Source organism: Sphingomonas spermidinifaciens, assembly GCF_002351485.1.
GTDB lineage: Bacteria > Pseudomonadota > Alphaproteobacteria > Sphingomonadales > Sphingomonadaceae > Sphingomonas > Sphingomonas spermidinifaciens.
Genome location: NZ_NWMW01000001.1, coordinates 1507299 through 1524813 on the forward strand (window position 1 = coordinate 1507299; position 17515 = coordinate 1524813).

Consider the following 17515-nt stretch of genomic DNA (forward strand, 5'->3'; position numbering starts at 1 on the left):
GGTGGTGCGGCGGATGTGGCGGCTGCTCGGCAGCGCAGGGCTCATGCTGGCGGCGACCGCCGGCCACGCGCAGCAGCGCGCGCCGGAGCTCGCCTATGGGATCGAGGAGGGGCGCAATCTCAACGCCTTTGTCCGCGACGGCGCGGTGGCGGCGCATCTCCTCCTCCGCTCGGGCACCGACCCGCGCATCCTCGTCGCTTTCCCCGCGGGCAACAGCGGCGTCGGCCTGTGGTTCGAACCGACCGCCGCCCCCGCAAATTGGACGCTTGATGCCCGGCTCCGGCCGACGACGCAGCGCGACGCGAAGGACCGGACACTCAACGGCATCGTCGCGACGGCCAGCATCACCGCTGCTTCGCTCCGCCCGCGCGAGGCGGTGCTGTCGAACGTACGCTTCCTGCGCGACTATCAGGCGATCGGCCGCTACCCCGCCGAGCTGAAGGCCGCGCCCCGTATCGACGGCGACCGGATCGTCTGGCAGCGCGACCGCATCGACGGCGCGCCCGGCTATGCGCTGAGCCTGCGCGTGCTCGAGGGGCAGCTTTCCGCTGACGGCTCGATCCGCGCGGGCGCGGGCGGCCGCATCCGGCTGGAGATCACCGCCGTCACCGGCGAGACGCCGCTCACCGGGCTTACGACGGCCGAGCTTCTCAACGATCGCGCCGCCGCCGACCCGGCCGCCCGCAACGCCCTGCGCTTCCTCAGCTATCGCGAGAAGTTCCTCGCAGGCTCGTGGCGGTTCGACACCTATTTCGGCCGCGACACGCTGATGTCCCTGCGGCTCCTCATGCCCGCGCTTCGTCCCCCCGCGATCGAGGCCGGCCTCCATTCAGTGCTCGCGCGGCTCAACCCCGGTGGCGAAGTGGCGCATGAGGAAGCGCTGGGCGAGTTCGCGATCCTCGAGCGCCGCGAAAAGGGATTGGCGGGCGGCGATGCCGCGACGCTCGACTATGCGATGGTCGACGACGACTTCCTGCTCGCGCCCGTCGCGGCCACCTATCTGCTCGACCGCGCGAGTGCCGGGGAAGCCCGCACCTTCATCGATCGCCCGCTCAAGAGCGAGGCGCAGCCCGGTCTTGAGGAAAGCGCAGGCAAGGCGCTGGTCCGCAACCTGCGCTTCGTCGTCGAGCGCGCGCGCGCCTTCGCCGCCGATCCGCGCGTCGCCAATCTGGTCGCGATCAAGGACGGGCGCGATAACGGCCAGTGGCGCGACAGCGACCAGGGTCTCGGGCGCGGGCGCTATGCCTATGATGTCAACGCGGTGTTCGTCCCCGCCGCGCTCGACGCCGCCCAGCGTTTGTTAAGATCAGGACGGCTCGACCCGGCGCTGAGTGCCGACGACCGAAAGACTCTTGCCGAGGCGGGGCGCCTCGCATCCGTCTGGCGCGAGCATGCTCCCCGGCTGTTCAATGTCGCCATCCCCAATACGCGGGCGCGCTCCGCCATCGATGCCTATGCCAAGTCGCTCGGCGTCCCCGCCGCGCCGGCGCTCGCCTCGCTGGGGCAATCTAACCTCGCCTTCCATGCGATCAGCCTCGAGGCTGACGGCACACCCGTCCCGATCGTCCATTCCGACGAAGGTTTCGCGCTCCTCTTCACCGACCCCGCGCCTGCACTGCTGGAGCGCGATGTGGCGGCGATGATGCGGCCTTTCCCCGCCGGGCTGATGACCGATATCGGCCTGCTCGTCGCAAATGCCGCACAAGCCGATGCCCGCCGCCGGGGCGAGTTCGGGCCGGAGCGCTATCACGGCGCGGTGGTCTGGTCGTGGCAGCAGGCGCTGCTCGCCGCGGGGCTGGAGCGGCAGCTCGGCCGGCGCGACCTGCCCGCCTCGACCCGCGCGCTGCTGACCCGCGCGCAGGCCGACCTCTGGCGCGTCATCCGCGCGGGCAAGGCGGTTCAGAACTCGGAGCTCTGGTCCTGGGCCTATCGCGACGGCGCCTATCGCGTGGTCGCGTTCGGGGCCGGGCGCGCCGATGTCGATGAATCGAACGCAGCGCAGCTCTGGAGCACCGTCTATCTCGCGGTCCAGCCGCCGCGGTAGCGCCCGATCCCTAACCGTTCGTCCCGAGCGAAGTCGAGGGAGCCTGCCGAGCGAAGTCGAGGCGCTTCCGCGGCTTCCTCGACTTCGCTCGGGACGAACGGTGAAAGAAAGCGGCTCGTTGCTCCGTCCAACCCTCAACTCGCGTCGAAGAACCCCGTGATCGTCAGCCGCCCGGCGCGCGGGTCGGCGACGAGCGGCGTCGCGGGCGTAACGATGCCGCTGTGGAGCAGCCGGCTGCGATAGAAGACAGCGCGGTTGAAGCGTGCGGGCACGCGATCGACGACCTCGTACTGCGGCAAGGAGCCCGGATAAGCGGCCGGCGGCGCATCGCGCGCGACCTCGACCTTCAGCGCCTCGAAATAGGCGGGCGAGCGCTCGGGATCGAGCGTCTCGAACCCCGTCGCGCGGTGGCGGTAGAAGGCGGTGCCGCCCTCCGCTTCGTCGAACAGGTAGAGGACCATCGCGATCCGCCCCGGCTCGACCGCATCAACATGCGGTAACCGCTGCACCAGACTCAATCGCGCCGGCGGCGTCGCGACGATCGAGAAGCCGATGTCGAGCACGTCTGCCGTCTGTCGCCGCCCGAACAACTCGGCAAAGATCGCCGCGATCAGTTCGCGCACTGGCAGCAGCGTCTCCGGCCCGAGCGGCGCCCGCACCCCCGGATAATGCCGGTCGGCGGGCGCGAAGCGGGCGGCATGAGCGCTGGTTCGCAGCGCCGCCGGCTCGGGATGGAAGTCGTCGGCGATCGCGATCGGCTCCCGCTCCCGCCCGATCCGCCGCGCAACGACGCGCGCGCTCATGCTGCCGCGCGGGCGATCGTCTCGGCGATCGCGTCGTCATGGCTCGGCAGCGTCGGCACCGCGCGCGCGATCACTTCGGCGATCTGCTCGAGCTGCGCGCGATTGGTCGCCGGATCGAGCGCGTCGGCGAGCGGGCTCCACCCTTCCGCCACGATCCCCTGCCCGTCGAGCACGGCGAGCCAGCTCGTCTCACGGAACAGCTCGTCGCTTTCGACGATGACGCGGCCGGTGCGGCGATAATGGTGGACGCGCTCGACGAGCGTGTCGGGCACCGCCATCGCCCGGCAATGCCGCCAAAGCGCGCCCTCATGCCCCTCGGTCGCGTGATAGTGGAGGATCAGGAAGTCGCGGATGTTGAGCATGTCGCGATCGAACACCGCATTGAACCGCGCGGCGAGCGCGGGGTCGCAATCGCGCTCGGGAAACAGCGTGACGAGCTTGGCGATGCCGCTCTGAATGAGGTGGATGCTCGTCGACTCAAGCGGCTCGAGAAAGCCCGAGGCGAGCCCGATCGAAACGACATTGCCAACCCACGCACGCCGCCGCCGCCCGGCGGTGAACTTGAGAAAGCGCGGCTCGGCCAGCGGCTCGCCGTCGAGCGCGGCGAGCAGCGACCCCGCCGCCTCGTCGTCGGAGATCTGCGCGCTCGCATAGACATAGCCGTTGCCGGTGCGATGCTGGAGCGGGATGCGCCATTGCCAGCCCGCGGGCCTCGCGGTCGATCGCGTACAGGGCGTCGTCGCCGCCACCCGCGCGCACGGCACCGCGACCGCCCGGTCACAGGGCAGCCAGTTCGACCAATCCTCGAACCCCGCCTGCATCTCCCCCTCGATCAGCAGCGCGCGAAAGCCCGAACAGTCGATGAAGAGGTCGCCCTCCAGCACCTCGCCTCGCCGGGTGCGGAGCGCCGTGACGAAGCCGCTTTCGGCATCGCGATCGACGACCGCCAGCTCCCCCTCGACACGCACCACGCCCTCGCCCTCCGACAGGCGGCGCAGGAACGCGGCATAGCGGCCGGCGTCGAAATGATAGGCATAGCCGAGCGTCGAGAGGATCGATCGCCCGCCCCCCGACGGCCGCGCGAACCGCCCCGCCTCTGCCAGCGCGGTCGCCAGCGAATAGGCGCCGAGCGGCAGGTCGAGACCCGCGGCCTTCGCCTTGAGCCAGCGATGCTGGAAGGGCGGGCCGGGCAGCTCGACGCCATATTGGCCGAACGGATGGAAATAGCGATGCCCCGGCCGCGTCCAGTCGACGAACTCGATGCCCAGCTTGAAGCTCGCCTGCGTCTCGCGCAGGAACGCGGCCTCGTCGATGCCGGCGAGCTGGTTGAACCAGTGGATCGTCGGGATCGTCGCCTCGCCGACGCCGACGGTGCCGATCGCGTCGGATTCGAGGAGCGTGATCGACAGGGTCGGGCCGAAGCTGCGCGACAGCGCCTTGGCTGTCATCCACCCCGCGGTGCCGCCGCCCAGGATGACGACCCGGCGAATGGGGGCAGGATCGGCGCTCATGACACGGTTATCGCAAAGCTTTGCGGCTGAGAGAAGCGCACCGGCCGATCAGCTGCCGGGCGCATAATCGGCGGCGTTGCGCGCCGCGAGCCGCGCGGTAAATGGCGCGGCGATCAGGTTCCAGACCGTAAGACCCGCCAGCCCCGTCGCGAACAGCGCCCCGACGACGATACTCCACCTTGTGTCCCCAAGCGCCTCCGCCAGCGCCGCCATGGCGAGCGGCGCGAGCACGGCCGACAGGCAGGTGAAGAACAGGAGCAGCCCCGCCACTGCCCCGTGCCGGCGCTTGTCGAAGCAGCTGATCCCGGTCGAATTGATCGTCGGATAGAGCACCGACATGAACAGTCCCGTCGCCGGCAGCGCGAAGATCGCGGCACCGCGCCCCCCCGCCACCGCCACCCAGAAGAGGAGCGCCATTGCGCCGCTGCAGATCGCCAGCACGGTGCTCCAGTCGAAGCGCGCGAGCAGCCACACCCCGACAAAGCGACCCGCGGCGCGCAGGACGAAGAAAATTGACACGGCATAGAGCGCCAGCCACGCCCACTCACCGCGGTAACCGGCAAGATAAGTGGGCGCCCAGACATAGATCGCCGCCTCCGCCGCGACATAGAGCATCAGCGTCAAGGCGAAGAACATCGCCGCCGGATCGCCAATCAGCCGCAGCGCCTCGCCCGCATCGGCGCGTTCGGCCGGGGCGGCGATCGGCCGGGGGAAGCGCGCAGCAAAGGTGCCGAGCACCAGCAGCGCACAGAGCGCCGCGGCGATCAGATAGACCCATTTCCAGCTCGCCCCTGCCTGCAGCAGCCATGCCACCAGCGCCGGCCCTACGATCGCGCCGACCCCGAAGAACCCCTCGACCAGGTTCATCGTCGCGGCATGTTCGCGCGTCGATCGGGTGAGGTCGCCGATCAGCGCCAGCGCCCCCGCCTTGAAGATGCCGATGCCGAGGCCCGACACGAACAGGAGGAAGGTGAAGAACAGGAACTGGTCGCCAACCGCGAACAGCGCCGATCCCGCACCGAACATCGTCAAGCCGATCAGGATCGTCGACTTGCGGCCGATCCGGTCGGCCAGAAAGCCGAGCGCGATCGCCGAGATGCCGATGCCCGACATGGTCGCATAATGGAACGCGCCGCCCGCGGTCAGCCCAAGCCCGAACTCGCGGATCACCTGCGGGATGACGGTGCCGACCGAGTCGGTCGTCATCGCGAACATCGCGAACATCAGGAACACGAGCGCCTTGAGCAGCACGGGCGCGCCCCGCTCCGCCTGGCGACCCGCTGCGTCGATCCGATCCCCGCCCATGTCCTCTCCACGTGGTGGTGCTCGGCTGATAGGCTCTCGGGCCAATCGGTGCAATCGATTGTTGATCGCTCGTCCGGGTTGTTGCAGGGTGCCGTGGGTGACGGTTGAGTGGGATCGAGGGGCGTGTCGGAGTTGAACCGTTTGACTTTGCCGCCCGCTGCCCCCGATCGCCCGTGTGTCAGCGCCTGGACCACCGACGCCGCGCGCGCTGCCGCGCATCAACCGGCCGCGACGATCCCGCCGATCCGCGCGGTCGAGCCGATACCGGGGCTGCCGGCGCTCGACCTCTGGGACATGTGGCCGCTTGCAGAAGCGGGGGGCGGCACAATCCGCATCGGCGGCCGCAGCTGGTGGTTCTTCCTCGCGTCGGAGCGCTTCGCCGATCCCGAGGCGCGGCACGACCATGCCCGCATCCGGCTGTTGAGCCATGGCGAGGAGGGCTGGCGCGATCACGGCTGGACCTTTGCCGAGGGGTTCACCCCCGGCTCCCGCGAATGGTCGGGCTCGGCGGTGCGGATGGCCGACGGCACGGTGCGCCACTTCTTCACCGCCGCCGGCCGCCGCGGCGAACCGCCGAGCTTCGAACAGCGGCTATTCGAAAGCCGCGCGGCCATCGATACGTCGGGCGACGCGCCGCGCTTCGACGCGTGGGAAGCGCCGACCGAGCTGGTCGCCGCCGACGGCCGCCACTATGCCTTCGCGCGCGACCGGGTGGCGTCGGCGCGTGGGATCAAGGGCTTTCGCGATCCCGGCTATTTCCGCGATCCCGCCGACGGTCGCGAGCACCTGCTGTTCACCGCCAACGCCGCCGGCGCGAGCCAGTGGCCCGATGGCGTGATCGGGCTCGCCACCTTTCAGGGCGAAGGCTGGCACCTGAGACCGCCGATTCTGTCGGCGATCGGCGTCAACAGCGAGCTCGAGCGGCCGCATGTCGTCGTTCATGACGGCCGCTATTATCTATTCTGGTCGACGCACCGGCATCGCTTCGCGCCCGGTATCGATGCGCCCTCGGGCCTCTACGCGATGGTGGCCGATCGGTTCGACGGCGCGTGGCTGCCGGTCAACGGCTCTGGCCTCGTCGCCGCCAACCCGCCCGCGGCGCCGCTTCAGGCCTATTGCTGGTGGGTGACGCAGGAGCTGCGCGTGGCGAGCTTCGTCAATTACTGGCGCGGCGGTCCCACGGCAGAGCCCGACAATCCGGCGGCACGGCGCGCGGCGTTCGGCGGCGTGCCCGCGCCCTTCTTCGAGCTTCGGATCGAGGGCGACCGCATCGCCATCGCCTGATGGCGATCATGCGCTGTCGCGAACGATCAGCTCGGGCGCCATTTCGAGCGACGGCGCGTCCCTGCCGGCGATGCGCGCGAACAACGCATCGACCATCGCCCGGCCGCCCCGCACCAGGTCCTGGCGCACCGTCGTCAGCCGCGGCACCATACTTTCGGCCAGCGGCAGATCGTCGAAGCCGGTAACGGCGATCCGCTCGGGCACCGCCACCCCTTGATCGACCAGCGCGCGGATCGTGCGCATCGCGATCACGTCTGACGCGGCGACGATGCCGTCATAGCCCGGCAGCAACCGCCCGACATGCGCGGCGATCTCGTCGGCCATGATGTCGGAGGCGAGATGCGTGTCGAGCTGGAGCGGCGGTTCGAGCCCGGCATCGGCAAGCGCGTCGCACACCCCGCGATGCCGCTCGATCAGCTCCAGCGTCCGGATCTCGCCCAGAAAGGCCAATCGGCGACGCCCCCGCGCGACCAGCCGCTCGGCCGCCAGCCGCCCGCCGAGCCGGTTGTCGACGCCCACGGCGCAATGGACCTGCCCCGGCAGCGTGCTGCCCCAGACGACCAGCGGGCGATAGCCGGCGGCGACACGCTCGATCGCCTCGAACTGGTCCGACTGGCCGATCAGCAGCACCCCGTCGAGCATGCCCGAGGTGACGATCCGCTCAAGCCAGTCATCGGCATCGGGAATGATGCGTGACAGCATCAGGTCATAGCCGTTCTCGGTCAGCGCATCAGCGAGGTGACCGAGCAGCGTCATAAAGAAGGGGTCAGACAGATGCTGGCGCCGCTCATGCCCCAGCGGCACGACGACGCCGATCACCCCCGTCCGCTGCGTCCGCAGCCGCCGCGCCATCTGGTTGGGACGAAAGCCATGCTCGTCGGCAAGCTTCTGAATCCGCTCGCGCGTCTCGAGGCTGATCAGCTCCTTTCCCGCCAGCGCGCGCGAGACGGTGCCCGCCGTGACGCCCGCCAGCCGCGCGAGATCGGCGATGGTGCGGACGCGTGGCGTGACCCCGGTGGGCTCGTGGGATTTGCTCATGCGCCTGTCCTGCCGCAGGCGCGACGGTGAACGCAACAATCACCCGCTGAAACGGTGCGTTCTAACACATCGCGTGCCATTTCGGAGCTGCAGCTTGCAACTGGCGAAGATAGTCTTCGCCGCGACGGAGAACTGGCGAAGGCATGACTGGCATGCCCTTCAATCGCCCACGGCGACTGAGGTCTCGCAACCGATCAAATTGGAGCGCATTTCTTCGGGCGCGCCGCGATCCCATTATCGTTTGCGGCATGAGCCGTGAAAGCGCGCATTATGACTGCGCCGCGCGTCATTCCAATGCTGCCCCGTGGCATTCCATTGCGGTCCGATACGTACATTTCGTCGCGTGGACCTATTCGTTCGCCGGCTCGGCGGCCACCGACCCGTCTGTCGCCGGCAGCGGCAGTTCCTGCACGCCCATCGCCGCAGAGCTCGACTACCGGGACTATGCCGCCATCAGTTCGGACATGGGCGGCATCCTTAGACGCACCGTCGAGGCCTCGAGCCGTCCGCGAGGCGAAGCGGCGGCCGGGTTTCTGCGCGCGATCACCACTGGTCGAGCGAGTTGAAGCTCTGCTCCAGCCCCTCCTCGTTCGACTTGCGCGTGTAGATGGCGCAGCGAACCGGCTTCATGCCGCGACCTTCCTCGTGAGGCCAAAGAAGGCGGGCCCTGACCAGCACATGCCGGTGATCGTGCGCGCCACCCCGCTCAGCGAGTGGTAGCTGCGACCCTCATAGTGGATGGACCGATCCTCATCGATCATGACGACGTGCATCCTTCCCTGCGACTCACGAACCAGCCGCATGCCGGGTCGAGCCGCATCGGTGCGGGTTTCACCGCGGGCGAGCTGATCGAGACGGCGGGTGATCTCGCGGCTATGGCCGCCAAGCCGCTGCGCAGGCATCTCCCAGGCAGGCGCCTGCCGCAGCAGCCTGGGCTGACCCGCAGCACCGGGCCTTGCGTAAGCTCGCGCCAGCGAACGCGCAGGTCGTTGGACGAGAGGACCTCCAGCGCAGCGATCTCATCCTAATGTCGCTCATGCGGTCACCGCGGCGATGCGGTAGCGGGTGACTTCTCCCACCCAAAACTCTCGGTCTGGCCGCGGCGATCGCCACAGTTGCGGTCGCGAATATGGCCCCGGCCACTACCGGCCAACCGCAGCACCCAGTTCAACAACGGGCGCGGTGCCATCAGCTCGCGCGACGCGAGCTGAGGCGACGGCAATTTCAGCGGCGGCCGCACCACTACGTTCACCAACGACAACAGCTTCGACTCCACGACAATCGCGACCGGCAATAGCGACGGCACTGCGAACTATTCGACTACCTTCACCGGACCGCAGGGAGCGTCGCGCATTCTCAGCGGCACCATCCAGCCCCGGCGCCCTTAAGATCTCCCGCGGCCGCGCCCTGCCCCTCGCGCAGCCGCTCCCTTGTTTGCGATACGACCCGATGAAAAAAGTCCCGCTTCCGGCCGCTGCACTGCTCGCGTCCAGCCCTGCGCTGGCGCCTATCCAAAACGAACGTCCGATTTCGAGAATCGGGCAAACGGCTGTGAGCTTCCACAACTGGATCTTTGCGGCTCCGTCGCGACGGACCCTATCATCGGACGCACGCTGTCAAGGTTGTCAACAATCAAGACGCGGCGGCGCGGCGGTGGAGCCCCGGATGATGAGCACGTGCTTGTAGGCGCGCTGCATCGTGACTTGCTCGCGGTGCAGCTGCGCTATGACCATGTCGGTCGCCGCCACGGCCATGTCGAACACGGGCTGGCGCACTGTGGTCAGCGGCGGCCACGCGAGCTGGGCAAGCTCGGTATCGTCGAACCCCACGATCGACAGGTCTTCCGGCACCGACAGCCCCAGCTCACGCGCGGCGATCAGCGCGCCGAGCGCCATCTCGTCGTTCTGCGCGATGATCGCGCTCGGCCGGTCGGCGGACTCGAGCAGCCGCGCCGCCGCCACCCGCCCGCTTTCGCGCGTGAACAGCCCCTGCTCGATCCGGTCGAGGCGCATCGTCAGCCCCGCGGCATGAAAGGCCTGACCGTATCCGAGCAGCCGCGCTTCGGTTGAGGCGTGGGTCGGGTCGCCCTTAATGATCGCGATGTCGCGGTGACCGAGCTCGATGACATGCGCGGCGATCTCGCGCGCGGCAGCCAGATCGTCGATCGTCGTGCTCGGCGCCGCGTCCAGCAGCCGGGTAGAGGCGATGCGCGCGCACCGGATACCGGCGCGCTGCAGATCGGACAGGATGCGCGGGTTGTCCGACGCCGGCGGCGCCAGCACCACGCCATCTAGCGCGGCCGAGCGCAGCAGGCCAACGACCTCGGCCGCGTGTTCCGCGACGGACGCGATCGGGATCACTACCAGCCGATAGGGTTCGTCGCGCAGCCGATCGAGCACCCCCATCTGCAGCTCGGTCCCATAGCTCGAGGATGGATTCTCATATACGAGACCGATCAGGTGCGACCGGCGTCGGACCAGCGCCTGAGCCATGACGTTCGGATGATAGTCGAGCGCCGCCGCCGCCTCGCGCACGCGCTGCTTCACCCCGGCGCTCACGTGCGGCTCGTCGTTGAACACCCGCGATACCGTCTTGGCTGAAACGCCGGCGTGTCGAGCCACGTCGATGATCGTCATTCGCCGTTGGTCGTGCATGCGCGCTCCTTCGTCGGAGAGTTGCCATGTTTGCGTTGTCAGGTCCATTCGCGAAGCCGCGACCACTCACCACCCGTTCCCGGCGATTGCGGGACCGTGAGCCTCATGTCGCGTTGACAACGTCGGACAATGTGGTAGCCCCTTGGTGCCGGGCCAACGAGTCGGGCGACATGCGGCGCATCCGCGGCAAAGGGGAGGGGTTGATGAAGGGCTCAGCAGCATTGACGGCACTTGTACGTTCGACCTCGGTCGTGGCGCTGACGACGTGTCTGGCTCTCCCGTACGCAGCGGCCGCGCAGACCGCGCCGGCAAGCGAGGGGTCAAGCGTGCAGCCGACCGGTCAGGATCCGCAGGCGGAGGACGAGGGCACCGACATCGTCGTCACCGGCATCCGTGCCAGCCTCGATCGTGCGATCGAAATCAAGCGCAATTCGGCGGGTGTCGTCGATGCGATCTCGGCCGAGGACATCGGCAAGTTCCCCGACACCAACCTCGCCGAATCGCTGCAGCGGATCACCGGCGTGTCGATCAACCGCGTCAACGGCGAAGGCTCGCAGGTGTCGGTTCGCGGTTTCTCCGGCGGCTTCAATCTCGTCACGCTGAACGGGCGCCAGCTGCCGGCATCGAACGTCGATACCAGCGGTGCCGGCGATTTCGCCCGCGGCACCAGCCGATCGTTCGACTTCCAGAATCTTGCCTCCGAAGGCGTAAGCGCGCTGGAGGTCTACAAGACAGGCCGCGCCGCGATCCCGTCGGGGGGCATCGGCGCCTCGATCAACATCGTCACGCGGCGGCCGCTCGACGCGCGCGAGTCGGGCCTGTCGGGCTCGATCGGCGCCAAGGCGCTCTACGATACCTCGGTGGAGCAGGCGGAAAGCCAGGGCAAGAACCGCATCCTGCCCGAGCTGTCGGGCCTCGTCAGCTGGAGCGATCCGGCGCAGCAGTTCGGCATCTCGGTCTTCGGCAGCTACCAGCGCCGCGACAGCACCTCGGCACAGAGCGCGCCCAACTATTTCAACGTCGTCCGGACCAGCGACTTCCTCAATCCCGGCGATTACATCAGCGCGACCACGCAGATCACCAATGCACCGACGTCGGAATATGTGCTGATTCCGAACGACAGCCGCTATCAGTTCTCCGACAACCGGCGCGAGCGCATCAACGCCCAGGCAGTCGCCCAATGGCGGCCTGTCGACACGCTCACCTTCACCGCCGACGCGCTGTTCGCGCAGAACAACCTGCGTGAGATCCGTTCGGAGCAGACCAACTGGTTCAACCGCCCGTTCAACGAGGTCCGCTTCGGCGGCAACTCGGCGATCCCGACCGCGGTGTTCCTGCGCCGCGACGATGACGGCACCAAGGACTATGGCTACGAACAGCAGCTGCGCGCCACCCAGACGCAGCTCCAGTCCTACGGCCTGAACGGCAAGTGGGAGATCACCGACGCGGTCACGCTGAACCTCGACGGCTATCACGCCGTGTCGAACTCGACCCCGGATAATCCCAACGGCACCTCGGCGACCCTCGTCAGCCTAGGTGCGCCGGTGGGCCAGTCCCAGTCGGTCGATTTCTCGAGCGGTTTCCCCGTCCAGACGCAGATCATCAACGACGCGGTCCGCGGCAATGGCAACGGCGTTCTCGATCTTGGCGACCTCGGTTCGCAGGTTGCGCGCACCGTCACGTCCAGCCAGCGTCAGCGGATCAATGGCGGCCGCGCCGATCTGGGCTGGGATCTGGGCGGCGGCAGCCGGTTCGACTTCGGCGGCAGCTATACCGACACGGTGATGACCAGCGCCCGCACCCAGACGCAGCAGCAGCTGGGCGACTGGGGCATCGGCGATCCCGGCATCATCCAGCGCCTGGCGCCCGAGCTGGTCGACACCTTCTGCCTGACCTGCAAGTTCGACCGGTTCAACCCGCGCGCGCAGGGTCCGGCCCAGGTGGCGTTCCGCGGCAACGCGATCAGCCTGCTCGACGTGCTGTCGTCGAACTACGCAAACAACCCGGTCAACACCAATGCCATCGACTTCGACCAGGTCGGCGAAAAGGTGTGGTCGGTCTACGGACAGATCACGTGGAAGGGCGAGATCGCCGGGCGCCCAGCGAACCTGGTATTCGGCACCCGCTACGAAGAGACCCGAACCCGCTCGCTGGCCCGCCAGGTCGCCCCCTCGGGGATCATCTGGCAATCCGACAATGATTTCTCGGTCGTGCTGCCGAATGCGGCGACCGCGACGCCGGTAACGGTCACCCAGACCGGACGCTATTCCAACCTGCTGCCCGCGATCGACTTCAACATCGAAGTCGCGCGTGACCTGATCGTGCGCGCGTCGGCCAGCCGGACGCTGGCCCGGCCCGACTATGGCAACCTCTTTGCCTCCACCACCGTGGGCGGGCCGAGCCGTCCGACCGCGCTCGACGGCGTCGGCACGGGCAGCAGCGGCAATGCCAATCTGCGGCCGCTGGTCTCCGACAATTTCGACGTTTCGGTCGAATGGTATTACAAGCCGTCGAGCTTCGTCTCGGTCGGCTTCTTTGAAAAGCGGGTCCGCAACTTCCTCGGGTCGGGCGTGTTCAATCGGGACGCCTTCGGTCTGCGCGATCCTTCCTCGGGCGCAGCGGGATCGCGTTCGGGCACCGCGCGCGATCGCCTGACCGCACTCGGCGCCACGATCAACGACCTCAACCTGTTCAGCTATACCGCGCTGCTTCAGCAGAATGGCGGCGACGTGGCTGCCGCCGATGCCGAATATCGCGCGAACTCGTCGAATGGCGAGTTCAACGCGGTCTATGCCAATGCGCTGCTCGGCGCCGTCGATGTGGTCGCCAACTCGGCGGATCCGCTGTTCAACTTCGCGATCTCGCAGCCGATCAACAACCAGGACGGCCGCATCTACGGCTTCGAAATCGCCGGCCAGCACTTCTTCGGCGACACCGGCTTCGGGGTCGCGGCGTCGTACACCAAGGTCAACGGCGACGTGAACGTCGATGTGACGGCAAGCCCCGACGTCAACGTCTTCGCGCTCACCGGCCTGGGCGACAGCGCGAACGCGTCGCTCATCTACGACAAGAATGGCCTGTCGGCGCGCGTCTCGTACAATTGGCGTGACAAATTCCTGTCTGCGACCAACCAGGGCGACGATCGCAATCCGATCTTCACCGACGCATTCGGGACGCTCGACTTCAACATCAGCTACGAACTCAACGAGCGCATCGCGCTGTCGTTCGAGGGCGTGAACCTGACCAGCGAGCCCGTCGTCCAATATGGTCGCGACCGCACCGCGCTGGTCTTCGCACAGGAGCTCAAGCCACGCTTGCTGCTGGGCGCACGCTACCGCTTCTGACCCCGTCCTCCCTGCGGGCGGCCGTATGTTCGGCCGCCCCTTTTTTGCTTTGTGCAGCGGCGGACGGTTCCTATCATCGCCGTACCAAGGGAGAGGCACGTCGCCGATGGCGAACTGGGTCAAGCTGGACAATGTCGATCACGCGGAACTCACCGTTGCGCGGCGTCACGGCGCGGCGTTCGGCGACGCGGTCAACCAGGTGCTCGTCTTCCCGACCGAGTTCGAGCAGATCCAGCGCGAATATCCCATCCTGTTTCGGCGTGACGATCAGGCGCGCTTCTATGCCGTGGCGCTGCTCGGCCTCGATCTCGACGAAAACCTGTTTCTCGCCGAAAGCGGGTGGACCAGCCGATACGTCCCCGCCGTCCAACAGCGCGGCCCCTTTTCGGCCGATCCCGCCGGCGGCGCGCCGCTCATCGACTTCGACGATCCGCGTGTCGGGGTCGAAGATGGCGAGCCGCTGTTCCTCCCGCACGGGGGCAGCGCGCCTTATCTCCAGCACGTGACCGCGGTGACCGAGGCGATCAGGCACGGCAGCGCCAGCATCGCGCCGTTCTTCGCCGCGCTCGACGAGCTTGGCCTGCTGCGCGCCCGTACCCTCGACATCCAGCTGGGCGATGGCACCAGCTATACCGTCCCGGAAGTCTTCACGCTGGATGAGGAAAGGCTGGCCGACTTGCCGGATGCGGCGCTGGTACGGCTGCACCGCAGCGGCCTGCTGCGCGCGGCGACGATGGCTGCGGCTTCGCTCGCCAATGTCGCGCGCCTCATCGAATTGAAGAACGCTCGCGTCGGATGATCGCGACGACCTGCCCCCGGCCGGTGCGTGTCATCCCGGACGCCGCGGCGACGGACCTGTCGCTCGATTCCCTGCTTGAGGCGCAGGAACCGGTGATCCTTCGCGGGGTGGCGGCGGACTGGCCGCTGGTCGCCGCGGGACGTCGGGGCATCGACGCCGCGATTGCCTATCTCAAACGGTTCGATGCAGGCCGTCCGGTCGTCGCCTATACCGGCGATGCGTCGATCGGCGGCCGCTTCTTCTATCGCGACGACTGGTCGGGCTTCAATTTCGAGGCAGGGCGCGTCGCGCTTGGCGACTATCTCGATCGCGTCGCCGCGGCCGCACAGGATCCGGCGCCGCCAGCGCTCTACCTGGGCTCGACCGACCTCGACCTCTATCTGCCGGGACTGCGGGGGGAGAACGACCTTGCCCTTCCCCCGCCGCCCCCGGACCATGACCCGCCGCTCGTCAGCATCTGGATCGGCAATCACACGATCGCGCAGACGCACTACGACATGTCGAACAACCTGGCGGTCTGCGTGGCTGGGCGCCGGCGTTTCACCCTTTTTCCGCCGGCCGAGGTCGCCAACCTCTATCCCGGCCCGCTCGAACCCACGCCCGGCGGTCAGGTCGTCAGCATGGTCGATCTCGCCGCCCCCGATCTCGACCGCTATCCGCGGTTTGCCGACGCGCTGGCGGCGGCGAGGGTCGCCGATCTGGAACCGGGCGACGTGCTCTTCTACCCCGCTTTGTGGTGGCATCATGTCGAGGCGCTCGACCCCTTCAACATCCTCGTCAACTATTGGTGGAACGAGACGCCGGCGCACACCGACACGCCGATGACGACGCTCCTCCACGCGATCCTGTCGCTGCGCGACCGGTCGCCCGCCGAAAAGGCGGCATGGCGGGCAATGTTCGATCATTATGTCTTCGGCGATCCGGCGGCCGCGGGAGCGCATCTGCCCGAGGCGGTGCGGGGCGAGCTCGGCCCGCTTGATCAGCGGGCCGCGCGGCGGCTGCGCGCCAAGATCGCGGACCGGCTCAATCGATGACCACCCCTTCCCGGATGCGCGTCGTCATCGCCGGCGGCGGCACCGCCGGCTGGCTCGCCGCCGCGCTCCTCACGCGCCAGCTTTCGGCACTGGTCAATGTGACGCTGGTCGAATCGGAGGAAATCGGCACGGTCGGGGTCGGCGAATCGACGATCCCGACGGTACGAGCCTTCCATGCGCTGATCGGCCTGGACGAGGCCGAATTCATGGCCGCGACCGGCGCGACCTTCAAGCTCGGCATCTCGTTCGAGCATTGGTCGCGGGTCGGTGATCGCTATATCCACTCGTTCGGCGATCTCGGCCGCTCGACCTGGATGGGCGACTTCCACCATTTCTGGCTCGAGGCGCGGGCGCAGGGCATCGCCGCCGAGCTCGGCGACTATTGCCTCGAACACCGTGCGGCCGAACTCGGCCGGTTCGCGACCGGCGGCGAGACGCCGCTCAACTATGCCTATCATTTCGACGCCGGATCCTATGCCCGCTATCTGCGCGAAGCGTGCGAGACCGCGGGGCTCGAGCGGGTTGAAGGCCGGATCGCGCGCGTCGAGCGCGACGGCGAGAGCGGCCATATCACGCGGCTGCACCTGGCCGACGGGCGCATCGTCGCCGGCGACCTTTTCCTCGACTGCACGGGCTTTCGCGCGCTCCTGATCGGCGAGGCGATGGGCGTGGGGTTCGAGGACTGGAGCCACTGGCTGCCCGCGAACCGCGCCCTTCCCGTCCAGACCTCCTCGGTCGAGCCTGCCCGCCCCTATACCCGAGCGATCGCGCACAGCGCCGGGTGGCAATGGCGCATCCCGCTCCAGCACCGGGTGGGCAATGGCCTCGTCTATTGCAGCGACTATCTGTCGGACGACGAGGCGCAGGCGCGCCTCTACGCGCAGGTCGAGGGCGAGCGGCTGGTCGAGCCCAATCCCATCCGGTTCAGGACCGGCCGCCGGCTACAGGCATGGTCGGGCAATTGCGTCGCATTGAGCCTGGCTTCAGGCTTCGTCGAGCCGCTCGAATCGACCTCGATCCACCTCGTCATGATCGCGCTCACGCGATTGTTGCAGGTCATGCCGTTGGGCGGGATCAGCCCCGCGGCGGTCGCGCGCTACAACGAGCAGGCGCGCCGCGAGCTTGAGGCGATCCGCGACTTCATCACCCTCCATTATTACCTCAACGGGCGGCCCGAGCCCTTCTGGGTCCGCTGTCGCACGACGCCCCCGCCCGACAGCCTGACCGAACGGATCGCGCTGTTCGCCGAGGGCGCACATGCCTATCAGGACACGCACGACCTGTTCCGCGTCGCGTCATGGGTGCAGGTGATGCTGGGGCAGCGGCTCCAGCCCAAACGGCATCATCCGCTGGGGCGGATCATGCCGCCAGATCGGCTCGCGGGCGCCCTCAACGATATCCGCTCGCGCGTTGGCCAGACGGTGGCGGGCCTGCCGACCCACCAGGTCTTTCTCGGAAGCTATCTCCAGCGCCATGGCACATCGACGAGCAGCGCTGTGATGCCTCCTGAACAAAGCGGTCGATTCGCACCGTAGATCCGTCTGTCATCCACGATTTCTGACCCTTGTAGCAGAAGGCGTCCGCTGGCCCGGCGTCGCGTGATCGTTTGCCCGGTCGCCCGCTTCGCGCAACCATGCTCGGAATAGGTCATGAAGCGACGATAGCGGCGCGTGCGGGCATGGGTTCGGTACGGCAATAC

At 68.0% G+C, this 17515-nt stretch carries 14 protein-coding genes; 7 read left to right on the top strand and 7 right to left on the bottom strand.

The window, feature by feature from the left end:
* The first annotated feature begins 13 nt into the window (after positions 1-13).
* The gene (locus COC42_RS07210) at positions 14-2044 is read left to right on the top strand and encodes a hypothetical protein (protein WP_096342479.1); all 2031 of its coding nucleotides are present in this window, start codon (positions 14-16) and stop codon (positions 2042-2044) included.
* Between the two features lie 134 nt (positions 2045-2178).
* Here COC42_RS07210 and COC42_RS07215 read toward each other — a convergent pair whose 3' ends face one another.
* Genes COC42_RS07215 through COC42_RS07225 form a run of 3 tightly spaced genes read right to left on the bottom strand, consistent with a single transcriptional unit; the run spans position 2179 to position 5663 of the window.
* Complete coding sequence (locus COC42_RS07215) at positions 2179-2847, bottom strand: DUF6445 family protein (RefSeq protein ID WP_096342480.1); 669 nt, start codon at positions 2845-2847, stop codon at positions 2179-2181.
* A complete protein-coding gene (locus COC42_RS07220; protein ID WP_096342481.1) occupies positions 2844-4358 on the bottom strand; it encodes a tryptophan halogenase family protein in 1515 nt (504 codons plus the stop codon). Before COC42_RS07220 ends, COC42_RS07215 begins: the two co-directional genes overlap by 4 nt.
* A 48-nt stretch (positions 4359-4406) precedes the next feature.
* Positions 4407-5663: an MFS transporter gene (locus COC42_RS07225; protein WP_096342482.1), complete on the bottom strand. Its 1257-nt coding sequence runs from the start codon at positions 5661-5663 to the stop codon at positions 4407-4409.
* A gap of 132 nt (positions 5664-5795) precedes the next feature.
* On the opposite strand from COC42_RS07225, the gene COC42_RS07230 reads away from it, so the two are divergent.
* Positions 5796-6947: a glycoside hydrolase family 68 protein gene (locus COC42_RS07230; RefSeq protein WP_245843912.1), complete on the top strand. Its 1152-nt coding sequence runs from the start codon at positions 5796-5798 to the stop codon at positions 6945-6947.
* Between the two features lie 6 nt (positions 6948-6953).
* Here COC42_RS07230 and COC42_RS07235 read toward each other — a convergent pair whose 3' ends face one another.
* A complete protein-coding gene (locus tag COC42_RS07235; RefSeq protein ID WP_096342484.1) occupies positions 6954-7985 on the bottom strand; it encodes a LacI family DNA-binding transcriptional regulator in 1032 nt (343 codons plus the stop codon).
* Positions 7986-8233: 248 nt separating this feature from the next.
* Between COC42_RS07235 and COC42_RS17390 the strand changes: the two genes are divergently transcribed.
* On the top strand, positions 8234-8551 hold the full coding sequence (locus COC42_RS17390) for a hypothetical protein (protein ID WP_141395799.1): 318 nt from the start codon (positions 8234-8236) through the stop codon (positions 8549-8551).
* Here the strand turns inward: COC42_RS17390 and COC42_RS18070 are convergent.
* The 3 genes from COC42_RS18070 to COC42_RS07245 form a co-directional block, all read right to left on the bottom strand.
* Positions 8529-8663: a hypothetical protein gene (locus tag COC42_RS18070; RefSeq protein WP_281253093.1), complete on the bottom strand. Its 135-nt coding sequence runs from the start codon at positions 8661-8663 to the stop codon at positions 8529-8531. The genes COC42_RS17390 and COC42_RS18070 overlap by 23 nt on opposite strands.
* Positions 8612-8887, bottom strand: coding sequence for a DUF2924 domain-containing protein (locus COC42_RS07240; protein ID WP_096342485.1), 276 nt, complete (start codon positions 8885-8887; stop codon positions 8612-8614). The genes COC42_RS18070 and COC42_RS07240 overlap by 52 nt, the downstream gene beginning before the upstream one ends.
* 723 nt (positions 8888-9610) lie before the next feature.
* On the bottom strand, positions 9611-10639 hold the full coding sequence (locus tag COC42_RS07245; RefSeq protein WP_176484584.1) for a LacI family DNA-binding transcriptional regulator: 1029 nt from the start codon (positions 10637-10639) through the stop codon (positions 9611-9613).
* A 203-nt stretch (positions 10640-10842) separates the two neighbouring features.
* Between COC42_RS07245 and COC42_RS07250 the strand changes: the two genes are divergently transcribed.
* The 4 genes from COC42_RS07250 to COC42_RS07265 all read left to right on the top strand — a co-directional run bounded on the left by COC42_RS07250 (position 10843) and on the right by COC42_RS07265 (position 17351).
* Entirely contained in the window at positions 10843-13983 is a 3141-nt protein-coding gene (locus tag COC42_RS07250; protein ID WP_096343165.1) for a TonB-dependent receptor, read from the top strand.
* A 106-nt stretch (positions 13984-14089) separates the two neighbouring features.
* A complete protein-coding gene (locus COC42_RS07255) occupies positions 14090-14782 on the top strand; it encodes a SapC family protein (RefSeq protein ID WP_096342487.1) in 693 nt (230 codons plus the stop codon).
* Positions 14779-15816 carry a cupin-like domain-containing protein gene (locus COC42_RS07260; RefSeq protein WP_096342488.1) on the top strand — a complete coding sequence of 346 codons (1038 nt, stop codon included), beginning with the start codon at positions 14779-14781 and terminating at the stop codon, positions 15814-15816. Before COC42_RS07255 ends, COC42_RS07260 begins: the two co-directional genes overlap by 4 nt.
* The gene (locus COC42_RS07265; RefSeq protein WP_096342489.1) at positions 15813-17351 is read left to right on the top strand and encodes a tryptophan halogenase family protein; all 1539 of its coding nucleotides are present in this window, start codon (positions 15813-15815) and stop codon (positions 17349-17351) included. Before COC42_RS07260 ends, COC42_RS07265 begins: the two co-directional genes overlap by 4 nt.
* Positions 17352-17515: the final 164 nt, after the last annotated feature.